This is a genomic window from Lactococcus garvieae (assembly GCF_016027715.1).
GTDB classification, from domain to species: Bacteria; Bacillota; Bacilli; order Lactobacillales; family Streptococcaceae; genus Lactococcus; species Lactococcus garvieae_A.
In genome coordinates, this window is the sequence record NZ_CP065691.1 from 515266 (window position 1) to 528072 (window position 12807).

A 12807-nucleotide genomic window follows, 5' to 3' on the forward strand; every position below is an offset into this window, starting at 1 on the left:
ATAGCAGGGTATAATAGGTATGAACAAGTATAGAATAAAAGAGGTACAAAAATGAAAAAAATATTATTGATATTGGCTGCAGCTTTAGTGTTGATTGGAGGCGGATACTCATGGTATCATGCTAGTTATGGAGGTACGAGCTACTATGTTAAAATCCGTGAGGATGGGGAGGTAGTAAAACTCTCCAGTGATGGCGGTCAGCAACTCACGCGGTACAACTATAAGATGGATGGTTTAGACTCGAAGGGTAAGAAGAAAGAGCTTGAGTTCATGTCCCATCATAACTTAAGACATGAAGCTTATTTGAAAGTACTGAACAACAATAAAAAAGGTGTGATAAGTTGGGAAGAGGTCCAAAGAAACGACATACCTGAAAAAGTTTTAAGTAAAATATAAAAGAAAAATAACTCGTTATCCAAGTAAAAAAGTACTTGGATTTTTTGTATAAAAAAGCCTTGCTCAAACATGTTTCCTGCGACTTTACATACCTTTTTCTTAATACCGCTTGATTGCCATTCTCATATGAATAGCTTTTTTATTTTTTAGTAACACTTTCAGTTTTTTTATAAATTCAGTAAAAAATGAAAGTATTTAAGGTGGGCAAGATGCTATAATATAAAATATAGAAAGCGTTTACAAAGGAGAAAGAAAATGACAGAAACTTCTTACATCATGGCGATCGATCAAGGAACAACAAGCTCCAGAGCCATAATATTTGATAAACAAGGTAAGCACATTGGAAGTTCGCAAAAGGAATTCACACAATATTTTCCTAAAGAGGGTTGGGTCGAACATGATGCAAACGAGATTTGGAATTCTGTTCAGTCCGTTATTGCAGGTGCCTTTATTGAATCCGGCATTAAGCCTGCACAAGTCGCAGGAATCGGCATAACTAACCAGCGTGAAACAACTGTTATCTGGGATAAGGAGACGGGAAGACCAATCTATCATGCAATTGTTTGGCAATCTCGTCAATCTTCGGACATCGCAAATTCCTTAAAAGATGAAGGACATGAAGAGCTTTTCCATAAAAAGACAGGCCTTATCGTTGATTCGTATTTCTCAGCTACAAAAATTCGATGGATTTTGGACCATGTGGAAGGGGCCCAAGAGCGTGCAGAGAAAGGCGAACTCCTTTTTGGCACAATTGATACTTGGCTTTTATGGAAATTAACAGATGGAGAAGTGCACAATACCGATTATTCGAATGCCAGTCGTACTATGCTTTACAATATTCATGAGTTAAAATGGGACGAAGAAATCCTTGAAATCCTAAATATCCCAACCTCACTTCTTCCCCAAGTAAAATCGAATTCTGAAGTGTATGGCGTGACGAAAGGCTTCCATTTCTTTGGTTCAGAAGTTCCGATTTCAGGGATGGCGGGTGACCAGCAAGCAGCCCTCTTTGGCCAAATGGCTTTTGAACCCGGCATGATAAAAAACACTTATGGTACTGGATCGTTCATCGTCATGAACACCGGTGAAAAACCACATATTTCAAAAAACAACCTGCTTACAACCATTGGTTATGGCATAAATGGCAAAGTTTATTATGCCTTAGAGGGAAGTATATTCGTTGCTGGTTCTTCTATTCAGTGGCTTCGTGATGGATTGAAAATGCTAGAACGGGCGAGCGATTCAGAAGAAGTGGCACTGCAGTCAAGAAGTCAAGACGAAGTCTATGTCGTTCCCGCCTTTGTTGGACTGGGCGCACCCTACTGGGATCAAGAGGCTCGTGGAGCGATGTTTGGTTTAACGCGTGGAACAACTAAAGAAGATATTGTGAAAGCAACCTTACAAGGCATTGCTTATCAGGTGCGTGATGTAGTGAGTACGATGAAAGATGATACAGGCATAAATATGTCAGTCCTTAAAGTAGATGGTGGCGCTGCAAATAATGAATACTTGATGCAGTTCCAAGCGGATATTTTGAATATTCCAATTCAACGTGCGGGTGATTTGGAAACAACGGCACTAGGTGCAGCTTTTCTAGCAGGACTTGCTGTGGGCTTCTGGAAAGATATTGAAGAACTCAAAGAGTCTTATGAACCAGGAAAAATATTCCAAACGCAGATGCAAGAAGAACGCAGAGAAGAGCTCTATTCCGGTTGGAAAAAAGCCGTAAATGCAACGCGCGCTTTTAAATAGGGACATAAAAGGAGAGATAGAAATGGCTTTTTCTAAAAAAACAAGACAAGAATCAATAAAGAAAATACAAGACGAAACGTTAGATTTACTCGTTATTGGTGGTGGTATTACTGGAGCGGGTCTCACTCTACAAGCGGCCGCAGCAGGGATGAAAGTTGCTGTACTCGAAATGCAGGACTTCTCCGAAGGAACGTCATCACGTTCAACAAAACTTGTACATGGTGGTATCCGCTACCTTAAAAACTTTGATGTGGAAGTAGTTTCGGATACAGTATCAGAGCGAGCTGTTGTCCAAGGAATTGCCCCTCATATTCCAAAACCGGATCCCATGTTGCTTCCGATTTATGATGACGAAGGAACCACAACTTTTGACATGTTCTCCGTCAAAATCGCAATGGATCTCTACGACCGATTAGCTGGTATTGACGAAAACTCGCCTTATGCAAACTATACGATATCTCCAGAAGAAGTATTGCGTCGTGAACCTTTAATCAAGAAAAAAGGGCTGCAAGGTGCAGGTGTTTATCTTGACTACCGTAATAATGATGCACGTTTAGTAATTGACAATATTAAAAAAGCGGTAGAAGATGGGGCACAAGCTATCAGTAAAATGAAAGTTATTGATTTTACTTATACAGACGGTCAAATCTCGGGTGTGCGTGCGCGTGATTTGCTTACAGATGAAGTGATTGAGGTCAAAGCAAAGCTGGTCATTAATACCAGTGGCCCTTGGGTTGACAAAATCCGCTACCTGAATTTTACACGACCTATCGTGCCAAAAATGCGTCCAACAAAAGGTGTTCATCTTGTCGTTGACGCCTCTAAGTTACCTGTGCCACAGCCTACATATTTCGACACAGGCAAACATGATAAACGTATGGTATTTGCTATTCCTCGTGAAAATAAAACTTACTTTGGAACAACGGATACAGACTATCATGGTGATTTTATTGATCCTAAAGTTACGCAAGAAGATGTAGACTATCTCTTGGAGGTCATTAACTTCCGCTACCCAGAAGCGAACATAACCATTAATGATATTGAAGCTTCCTGGGCGGGCTTACGACCATTATTAGGCGGCAACTCAGGCTCAGACTATAATGGCGGAGATAATGGCGCCGTTTCGGAAGCAAGTTTCAACTCAGTAGTAGAGGCAGTGTTGCGCTATAAGAATAAAACAGCAACAAAAGCAGAAGTGGAGCATCTGCTCAATCATATGGAATCAAGTCTCTCTGAAAAAGGAGATGCACCATCATCTGTGTCACGAGGTAGCTCCCTCGAACGTGAAACTGACGGTTTAATTACTCTGGCTGGTGGAAAAATCACAGATTACCGTAAGATGGCAGCTGGAGCGATGGAGCTCATTTGCCAACTGCTTGAAGAAGACTACGGTTTGAAATACGAACCTGTGGATTCCAAAAACTATCAAATTTCTGGGGGGGAGTTTGACCCAACCAAGGTGGAAGAAGTTATCGCTGAAAATATGCAAGTCGGTGTGACTGCTGGTCTGAGTGAAGAAGAAGCCAAATACATCGCAGACTTTTATGGTATGAATTCGCTCAAAGTATTTGCCTATGCTTCTGAAATGGATGCTTATGAAGGTCTATCTCTCGCAGAATCAGCCCGTCTTCGCTATGCACTTGAAGATGAAATGATATTGACTCCTGTTGACTACTTGCTGCGCCGCACTAATCATATCTTGTTTATGCGTGAAGGTGTAGATTCTATCAAAGTTCATGTTGTGAATGTAATGTCAGATTTTCTCGGTTGGTCTGCTGAAGAAAAAGCAAACCAAGAAAAGATGTTAGAGAATGCACTTCGTGAATCAGATTTGACAGACCTCAAGGGTTAAATTTCGACCCATTATATAAAAAATAATAGAAAAAGGAGTCACTATGCACTCAGAAATGGTACAATTACTCGGTGAATTTCTAGGAACTTTCATTTTAATTCTCCTCGGTAACGGAATTGTCTCAGGGGTTGTCCTGAACAAAACAAAAGCAACTGGAGCAGGTTGGGTAGCTATTACACTTGGTTGGGGGTTTGCTGTAATGATGGGCGTTTATGTCTCAGGATTTATGTCACCTGCCCATCTGAACCCTGCAGTAACTATAGCGATGGCGATGATTGGCAGTTTTAGCTGGAGCTTAGTTCTTCCTTATATCCTCGCTCAAATGCTTGGAGCAATGGTAGCCAGCATCATTCTCTATCTCATGTTTTACCCTCACTATGCCGAAACTGAAAACCCAGCAGATATCTTAGGAACTTTCTCTACGGGGCCTGCTATTCGCCAGACGGGTTCAAACCTACTGAGTGAGGTTGTAGGAACTGCAGTATTAACGACAGGTATCCTCGCCTTTGGTCAGTATGCTATCACGCAAACTTCTGGGGTTTCACCATTATTAGTGGGTGCGATTATCACTGCTATTGGTTTATCACTTGGAGCCACTACAGGCTACTCTTTGAATCCTGCCCGTGACCTAGGACCCCGTATCATGCATGCGCTCTTACCGATCAAAGGTAAAGGCGATTCAGACTGGTCATACGCGTGGATTCCCGTGGTAGGCCCTATCATTGGTGGGAGCTTAGGTGCAGTTCTCTTTAATATGGTTATCCAGTTTGCAAGTAAATAAATATTAATAAAGTATAAAAATGGAGCTAGACATCAGTCTGGCTCTTTTTGTATACAAATGTGAAGATGAGGATGAAGACCTACATAGCTTTTAAAATAAACTCTTTTTACTCATGAAAAAAATATCATTGCAGAGAGTACATATGGGAATAAAATCTAAACAAAGAAAACGCTTACCTTTCTCTTTCTTTTGAAAATAAGATGTGCTATATTACAAATATAACAAAAAGAAAAATTTTGGAGGAAACAAAATGTCGAAAAAAGTAGTAGCTGTTACGGCTTGTGCTGCTGGAATAGCTCATACCTATATGGCGGCGGAGTCTATTGAACGCGCGGCTAAAAAAATGGGTTATGAAGTTAAGGTGGAAACCAACGGTGCTATTGGTGCTGAAAATGTCTTGACTTCAGAAGATATTGAAAATGCAGATTTAGTTCTCATCGCTTCCGATATTAAGATTGACCCTATTCGTTTTACAGGTAAACCGCTCTATGTAACAAAATCGATTCCTGCTATTGAGGATTCTGAAGCCTTGATTAAAAAAGCTTTTGATGAGGCGGAAGTATTCGGGAAAAAAGGCAGCAAGGTCGGAAATATTCAAATTGGGAATGATAAAGACAAAGTCACCTTTTTGACACACGTGATGAGCGGGATTTCCTATATGGTGCCTATGGTTATTGCAGCCGGGCTACTACTTACGATTGCTAATCTGTATGCCTTTCAGAGAGATGACTTAGGACGTATCGTAAATTGGGGCTTTGATAACAAGACCCAAATGGGCTTCCTCATGGAAAAACTTTTTTATGTGGGACAGATGGGTTTTAAACTGATGATTCCACTTTTTGCAGGTTTTGTCGCTAATTCCATTGCCGACAAACCAGCTATTGCTCCTGCAATGATTGGTGCCTATCTTGTGAATGACCCTGAGTTTTTAGGGGCAGAAGCAGGAGGTGGATTTATCGGAGCTATTATCGTCGCTTTTCTTGTAGGTTACATGGTCAAAGGTCTGAAGAAAATAAAATGGCCGAAGCTTGTTATGCCTATCGTTCCTATCATGATTATCCCCTTTATTGCAACGGCTGTAATCAGTCTTGTCGTTCTCTATATTATCGGGAATCCAATTTCTATAGGAATGGATGCAATGTATGATGGTTTGACAAGTTTGAATAATAATTACGCAGGAGCACCAATCATTATCGGAGCTATCTGTGGAGCGATGATTGGCTTTGACTTAGGGGGACCGATTAATAAAACGGCCTTAGTCTTTGGTACAGCTATATTTACCGATACCATGACAAAATACGGGATAGAAGGCGCAAACTTTGTCCCAGGGACAGCAACGCAAGCAGCAATTTCTGTCGCGCCTCTAGGGGTATGGCTTGCCACAATTTTATTTAAAAATAAATTCTCAAAAGATGAAAAAATCGCAGCCAGTGCAGCCTTCGGTATGGGAATTGTAGGTGTTACGGAGGGAGCTATCCCATTTGTAGCAGCACATCCCGTACGAATGATATTCTCAAATGTTGTGGGATCGGCCGTAGCAGGCGGGCTTATCTCGGCAACGGGTTCGAAATTTTATGGGGGAATTGGCTCCCCACTCGGAACCTTTATCGGCTATATAGAGCAACCGATACCTTTTGTAACTTGGATATTATGTGTATGTGCAGGTATCTTAACAACGGCATTACTTATTGGATTTACTCGAGGCTTTGAATTTAAAAAAGAGTAAAAGCCACTGCAAAATAAGAAAGTGAAAAAAGATGAATAAAGACGTTTTCAACAAAGAACATATCCTCTTCGATACAACCGCGCACTCTCAGCAAGAAGCCTTTGAAGTAATTGCTGCGTTTGCACATTCTTTAGGATTTGTAGATAATAAAGCTGCATATTTGGATGGGCTTAAAGAAAGAGAAGCCGAAGCTACAACCGGATTTAAAGATCATATTGCCATCCCTCATTGCAAACACAAAACAAATTTAAAGCCAGGTATGTTTTTTGTGAGATTTGCCAACGAAATACCATGGAACTCTTTAGATGGAAAACCTGTCAAGGTAGCACTTGCTCTGACAATTCCTGAAGAAGGAGCGAACGAGCATTTGAAGCTTTTAAGCTTAATTGCTAGAAAATTAATCGATGATCAGTTTCGTGAAGCTATTTTGTCAGAGAATGACCCGATTAATTTGACTGCGATTATTGATAAAATTGATTTCTAATACAAAGGTCAAATCATCTTGATTTGGCCTTTTGAAAAAATGAATAAGGAAATAAAAATGAAGAAAAAAGTACACGTTATTCACCACACCCACTGGGATTTGGAATGGTATTTTACCAGCAACGAATCCTTTGTTCAATTGTCCTATCATATGGATGAAGTAATGCGGGCCTTAGAAACTAATGAGATTTCTTACTACCTCTTAGACGGACAAATGAGTATTTTGGATGAATATCTTCAGAGTTTCCCTGAGCAGAAGACCCGTATTAAAAAACTGGTTCAAGCTCAAAAATTATGGATTGGTCCGTGGTATACCCAAACGGATGAGCTAATAGTAAGTGGGGAGTCCATCATCAGAAACTTAACTTTGGGTATGGAGTTGGCTGAGGATTTAGGCAGTTATATGAATATTGGTTATCTTCCTGATTCCTTTGGTCAGAGTAAAGATATGCCTAAAATATATAAGGGCTTAGGCATTGACCGTACAGTGTTTTGGCGTGGTTTACCAGAGGAAAAAACAAAGGATCGAGAATTCCATTGGCAAGCTGAAGATGGCTCAAGTGTTTTGGCTTCTAATATCAAAGATGGCTATTTTGTAGGCGTGGGGCTCATCTACAGTGACCAAGCCCAAGATCTGATGTCACAAATCGAAGATGGAGCAGTAGGTCAAAATCTTGTTTTACCCGTTGGTGGCGATCAACGTTATGTCGATTTTAATCTCCGTGAGAGGATTGATTTTTACAATAAACAGCTGACTGACTATGAATTAGAAGAAAGTAACTATGACAAACTTTTTTCTGAACTCGAAAAAGAGGATTTGAGCACAATTGAAGGAGAATTTATTTCTAGCTCTGTATCAAAGATACACCGCTCTATCTATTCCTCACGTTATGATCACAAATATTTAAATGATAAGCTTGAGCGACGTATGATTTATCAGGTAGAGCCTCTTGTTTTAATGGCTGAAAAACTTGGTATTCCTCATAAACAAGGATTAATTGATAGGATATGGAAATTACTCGCGAAAAATCAAGCCCATGACAGTGCAGGTGGGTGTAACAGCGATAAAACCAATCGAATTATTCGGGAGCGCTTTATTGAGGCCGATCAGCTTTCCTACTCTGTCGTAGACTACCTCACGAGAAAAATTAGTGAATCACAGATACAAGTCACTCACAATCAGCTCAGCATTTTTAACACTCTTCCTTGGGAAGTTTCAAAGACAGTAAAAATTCAAGTTTCAACAGATTTTAAGCATATCCAGTTGAAAAACTCAGAAGATAAATCCGTGAGCTTTGATCTTTTACATACAAGAAAAGAATATTCTGGCGAGATTCGTCGGGAGGAGAGTGAGAGAGACCCTGATAAATTCTATTATATCCATGAGATAGCTGTAGAGGTTACAGTTCCTTCTCTAAGCTTTGTGAACTATCAAGTTGAAGAAGACACAGCTATTGCCGAAGCTCTGAGCCCAAGTGAACAAGATTATATTGAAAATAATTATTTTCAAGTCAGCTTTACCGATGGTCAACTTCAGCTGCTGGATAAGAAAACGCAGCAAACTTATCAAAATATTCTCTCCTTTGAGGATGGTGGCGATGAGGGAGATACCTATGATTACTCGCCCGCACATGATGATCGTGTCTTTACACTGACTCTTGAGAAAAGCCAACGTACGATTCTTTGTGGTGATTTGTATCAAGAGATGGTGTTGATGGGCTACTGGAAACTTCCTCAAGACTTGATGGCTCGTAAAGAAGGAGCGCTTAATCAGAGACAAGAGTATGAGTTAAAAATTGCTTTAAAAAAGGGAAGCAAACAAGTGGAGTGCCATTTGGTGATCGATAATCAGGTTATGGATCATCGTATGCGTGCCGTGATAAACCTTCCCAGTGCGAATCAATATTCTTATACTGACACTCCTTTTGGAACGATTCAACGTGAGGCAGAAGATCCACACCTGAAAGATTGGCAGGAAATCGGCTGGCGAGAAGAACCTACTTCGATTTACCCCATGCTAAAATGGGTCAATGTCCATGATAGTAATGAGAGCTGGACAATCTTTGCCAAAGGTATCAAAGAATATCAACTCATCGGAGAGGAACATCGTCAGTTAGCTTTGACTCTGTTTCGAAGTGTAGGATTTTTGGGACGTCCAGACTTGCTAAGACGTCCGGGTGTGGCTTCGGGAAATGCCTTTAAATATATCCCCACACCCGATAGTCAGTTGCTTGAAAAATTAACCTTTAAATTCGCAATCAATATGGATCAGGACTATAAACCTGCACAAATTAACAAAGAATATCTTGATTACGCCTTGTCACTCCCTTTTTATCAGATTCAGAATCTTAACCTTTTTACAACGACTTTGAAATATTTTGTGTCTAACAGTTTGAAAGAAAAGATTTCTTGCCCCAAAAATATCCGCTTACAAGCCCCTAATTTAGTCTTTAGTTCACTTCGTAAGAATAAACTTTATGGTGGGTGGGATTTACGGGTGTACAATCCGAGTTATGAAACTGTTAAGGGAGAGAATTTTATACTTGCGGAGCGGGAGCTTTTCTATGAATTTGTGAATCTGAAAGGGATTGCTCTGACTGAGCGTCAAAAAAATAGTAAAATTAATTTGGGGGATTTTAGAGCAGGACAAATCAAAACAGTCCACTTCATAGATTAAGGAAAAAGCATGAGAGAAGATATTTTTATACTAATTGAATCACACCGTTTAGAATTAACCTATGTTGAGGAAATAATCGCTAATTATTTTATAAGCAAAAGGGCGCCTCTGAATATAGATAAATTAGCACAAACTTTAGCTGTTTCTAAGGCATCCATTACACGATTTTGCAAAAAAATAGGATTAGATAATTATAAAGAATTAATGTTTTTGTACAATCTTTCTTTAGACAAAAAAGAAGAGCCATCGATTTCATCAGCGGTGACCGCTATCTACCATGCCTTAGCCACACGAAGTGATAATACTTATTCTGAAGCTGAAGTGGATAAACTTTGTGCTTTGATAAAGAATCACAATATTATCCATTTCTTTGGTAAGGGATTTAATAGCTATACAGGAGCTGATTTTTCCTTCAAGTTTTCGCGCTTTGGAAAATATGTCCGTGTAATCTCGGAGGAAAAATCAATTTTAATGTCCGCAGAGTTTGCACGTGAGGGGGAGATGATTCTCGTGGCTTCCTTAAGAGGAAACGACCGTAATCTCTTAGAAGCAATGACGATAACAAAGGGAAAAAATATCCCCACAGCACTTATAACTTCTAATCCGAACTCACACTTGATAAAACAAGCAGACATCACTTTGCTCTCAGCTGGCCTTACGCATGAAGAATCGATAGGAAATATCTCTCCGCAAATTCCGATTCTGATTCAACTCGATATACTTTACGAGCGTTATCTTCATCTCTTTTCTGATTCTGTAAAGAAATGGCTAAAATCAGAAGAAATTTTACATAAAAATAAAAAATAAGAAGGTTTAAAAATGAAAAAATTTCCCGAAGGCTTTTTGTGGGGCTCTGCCTTATCAGGGCCACAAACGGAAGGCTATTCTTTGAAAGAAGGAAAATCAGCTTCTACTTGGGACTACTGGTTTAAAGAAAGTCCTGAAAAGTTTAATGAAGACCAAGGGCCAGAAATGACCTCTAATCTTTATGAATATTATCCTGAGGATTGTCAACGAATGAAAGCTATCGGCTTAAATTCTATCCGAACTTCGATACAGTGGACCCGACTGCTCCCTGACGGAAAGACAGTCAATCCTAAGGCCGTAGCTTTCTATAGAGACTACTTTAAAAAAATGAAAGAAAATGGCGTACAACCTATCATCAATCTTTTTCATTTTGACATGCCGATGTGGCTGATGGAGAAAGGAGGCTGGGAAACACGAGAAGCAGTTGAGGCTTTTACTTTTTATGCTAAAACAGCTTTTGAATGCTTTGGCGATTTGGTTCAAAATTGGACGACATTCAATGAGCCAATGGTTCATGTGGAATGTGGTTATTTGCAAGGCTTTCATTATCCTGCCATTGTTGACTTAAAAAAGGCAGTACAAGTCGGCTATCATACATTAATGGCTCATGTAAAAGCTGTTCAAGAATTTAGGAAAGTTTTACCTAATGGTTCTATCGGAATCATTCTCAACGTTTCTCCAAGTTATGCACGAAGTACATCCGTCGCAGACTTAGAAGCTAAAAAAGCAGCCGATTTGCTCAATACAAAGAGTTTTCTTGATCCAACAGTACTTGGAGAGCTTAATCAAGATTTGGTTGAGCTTCTCCAAAAGCATCAACTCCTACCTGAAATTCTGCCAGAAGACCGAAAAGAGATAGCGGAAAATACCGTTGACTTTATTGGTTTAAATTATTATCAGCCAAGCCGAGTTCAAGCACCAGAGAATGCAGAATTTCCTGCAAAAAACTTAGATGATTTTTATCAACCTTATGACTGGCCCGAAAAGAAAATAAACCCTTATCGAGGTTGGGAGATTTATCCTCAAGCTATCTATGATGTGGCTATGATGATGAAAAACGAATACCATAATCTTCCGTGGTTTGTAAGTGAAAATGGTATGGGAGTAGCCGATGAAGAACGATTTATGGATGAGTCGGGCATGATACAAGACGATTACCGTATTGATTTTATGAAAGATCATCTCAACTATCTTCATCAAGCTATTGAAGAAGGGAGCAATTGTTTTGGCTACCACACGTGGACTTTTCTTGACTGTTGGTCTTGGCTAAATGGTTATCGCAACCGTTATGGATTTTACAGGGTTGATTTGGAGGATAATTATAAGCGTGCCGTGAAAAAGAGTGGGATTTGGTATAAAAAACTAAGTGAGAATAATGGATATGAAGCATAAGGGACAGAATCTAGTAGTTTTTGATATTGGGGGAACAGCTGTAAAGTATGGATTATGGGATGGAAAAAATCTTTTAAAAAATTCTTCTTTCCCCACACCTTCAAGTTTTGTAAAACTTGCTGCGCAAATGAAGCTTATAATAGAGGAATTTTCTCCCGTTCAAGGTGTCGCTATCTCTTCTCCAGGTGCTGTAAATAGCATCACGAGGAGAATCGAGGGAGTGAGTGCTGTACCTTATCTTCACAATCGCCCCATATTTGATGAACTTGAAGAGATGTTTAACCTGCCTGTTTCGATAGAAAATGATGCAAATTGTGCCGGTATTTGTGAAATTGACTATGGTGCGGGTAAGGAAGCACAAAATGCTGTCTTTATAGTTATAGGTACTGGAGTTGGCGGAGCAATCTTTATTAATCGCAGACTTTATAAAGGTTCCCATCTTTTTGCTGGTGAATTTGGGCTAATGAAAGATATTAGAAATAAAACTTTTAGTGAAACTGGTCCCTTGGTTAAGGCAGCAGAGTTATATCAAAAAGAAACAGGGAAGAAAATTTCTGGTAAAGAATTATTCGAATTAAAAGACCGTAAGGATTCCTTTGCTAACTTGCTGATAGAAAATATGATGGAGAATATTTCTGATTATTTGTATAACATCCAAGTCTCACTTGATCCAGATACCATTGTTGTCGGTGGCGGTATGTCAGCTCGGGATGATTTAGCAACTGTTTTACAGGAAAAGTTATTTGAGCGCCTTGAAAATAACGACGTAGAGAAAATTATGCCTAAAATTTATAGATGCCAATACCTGAATAATGCGAATCTGATTGGTGCTGCCCTGAATTTCAAAAATTGTTTTGAGAACGGCCCTGAGATAATTTGACAATAAGAGAGAGACTGGGTATACTAAAAACAAGCAAGTAGCGACAAAAGTTCAACTCTGA

At 39.5% G+C, this 12807-nt stretch carries 10 protein-coding genes; all 10 read left to right on the forward strand.

Annotated features, from left to right (window positions below):
• Positions 1 to 51: 51 nt before the first annotated feature.
• The 10 genes from I6G50_RS02730 (at position 52) to I6G50_RS02775 (ending at position 12746) form a co-directional block, all read left to right on the forward strand.
• Positions 52 to 396 carry a YxeA family protein gene (locus tag I6G50_RS02730; RefSeq protein ID WP_197909080.1) on the forward strand — a complete coding sequence of 115 codons (345 nt, stop codon included), beginning with the start codon at positions 52 to 54 and terminating at the stop codon, positions 394 to 396.
• A 255-nt stretch (positions 397 to 651) separates the two neighbouring features.
• On the forward strand, positions 652 to 2148 hold the full coding sequence (gene glpK / locus I6G50_RS02735) for a glycerol kinase GlpK (protein WP_197909081.1): 1497 nt from the start codon (positions 652 to 654) through the stop codon (positions 2146 to 2148).
• A gap of 22 nt (positions 2149 to 2170) precedes the next feature.
• Complete coding sequence (glpO, locus tag I6G50_RS02740) at positions 2171 to 4000, forward strand: type 1 glycerol-3-phosphate oxidase (RefSeq protein ID WP_197909082.1); 1830 nt, start codon at positions 2171 to 2173, stop codon at positions 3998 to 4000.
• Positions 4001 to 4043: 43 nt separating this feature from the next.
• Positions 4044 to 4781 (forward strand): MIP/aquaporin family protein, encoded by a 738-nt coding sequence (locus I6G50_RS02745; protein WP_081167634.1) that lies wholly within the window; start codon positions 4044 to 4046, stop codon positions 4779 to 4781.
• 250 nt (positions 4782 to 5031) lie between these two features.
• Positions 5032 to 6507 carry a PTS fructose transporter subunit IIC gene (locus I6G50_RS02750; RefSeq protein ID WP_197909083.1) on the forward strand — a complete coding sequence of 492 codons (1476 nt, stop codon included), beginning with the start codon at positions 5032 to 5034 and terminating at the stop codon, positions 6505 to 6507.
• 31 nt (positions 6508 to 6538) lie between these two features.
• A complete protein-coding gene (locus I6G50_RS02755) occupies positions 6539 to 6991 on the forward strand; it encodes a PTS sugar transporter subunit IIA (RefSeq protein ID WP_197909084.1) in 453 nt (150 codons plus the stop codon).
• Between the two features lie 57 nt (positions 6992 to 7048).
• A complete protein-coding gene (locus tag I6G50_RS02760; RefSeq protein WP_197909085.1) occupies positions 7049 to 9667 on the forward strand; it encodes a glycoside hydrolase family 38 C-terminal domain-containing protein in 2619 nt (872 codons plus the stop codon).
• A 9-nt stretch (positions 9668 to 9676) separates the two neighbouring features.
• Complete coding sequence (locus I6G50_RS02765; protein ID WP_197909086.1) at positions 9677 to 10474, forward strand: MurR/RpiR family transcriptional regulator; 798 nt, start codon at positions 9677 to 9679, stop codon at positions 10472 to 10474.
• Between the two features lie 12 nt (positions 10475 to 10486).
• Positions 10487 to 11866 carry a glycoside hydrolase family 1 protein gene (locus tag I6G50_RS02770; RefSeq protein WP_197909087.1) on the forward strand — a complete coding sequence of 460 codons (1380 nt, stop codon included), beginning with the start codon at positions 10487 to 10489 and terminating at the stop codon, positions 11864 to 11866.
• Positions 11850 to 12746, forward strand: a complete 897-nt coding sequence (locus I6G50_RS02775; RefSeq protein ID WP_197909088.1) for an ROK family protein — start codon at positions 11850 to 11852, stop codon at positions 12744 to 12746. The genes I6G50_RS02770 and I6G50_RS02775 overlap by 17 nt, the downstream gene beginning before the upstream one ends.
• Positions 12747 to 12807: the final 61 nt, after the last annotated feature.

What these genes read in the sequence shown, in the direction of transcription:
- I6G50_RS02730 (WP_197909080.1), top strand. Translation starts at nt 52, where the DNA reads ATGAAAAAAATATTATTGATATTGGCTGCAGCTTTAGTGTTGATTGGA.
- glpK (WP_197909081.1), top strand. Translation starts at nt 652, where the DNA reads ATGACAGAAACTTCTTACATCATGGCGATCGATCAAGGAACAACAAGC.
- glpO (WP_197909082.1), top strand. Translation starts at nt 2,171, where the DNA reads ATGGCTTTTTCTAAAAAAACAAGACAAGAATCAATAAAGAAAATACAA.
- I6G50_RS02745 (WP_081167634.1), top strand. Translation starts at nt 4,044, where the DNA reads ATGCACTCAGAAATGGTACAATTACTCGGTGAATTTCTAGGAACTTTC.
- I6G50_RS02750 (WP_197909083.1), top strand. Translation starts at nt 5,032, where the DNA reads ATGTCGAAAAAAGTAGTAGCTGTTACGGCTTGTGCTGCTGGAATAGCT.
- I6G50_RS02755 (WP_197909084.1), top strand. Translation starts at nt 6,539, where the DNA reads ATGAATAAAGACGTTTTCAACAAAGAACATATCCTCTTCGATACAACC.
- I6G50_RS02760 (WP_197909085.1), top strand. Translation starts at nt 7,049, where the DNA reads ATGAAGAAAAAAGTACACGTTATTCACCACACCCACTGGGATTTGGAA.
- I6G50_RS02765 (WP_197909086.1), top strand. Translation starts at nt 9,677, where the DNA reads ATGAGAGAAGATATTTTTATACTAATTGAATCACACCGTTTAGAATTA.
- I6G50_RS02770 (WP_197909087.1), top strand. Translation starts at nt 10,487, where the DNA reads ATGAAAAAATTTCCCGAAGGCTTTTTGTGGGGCTCTGCCTTATCAGGG.
- I6G50_RS02775 (WP_197909088.1), top strand. Translation starts at nt 11,850, where the DNA reads ATGGATATGAAGCATAAGGGACAGAATCTAGTAGTTTTTGATATTGGG.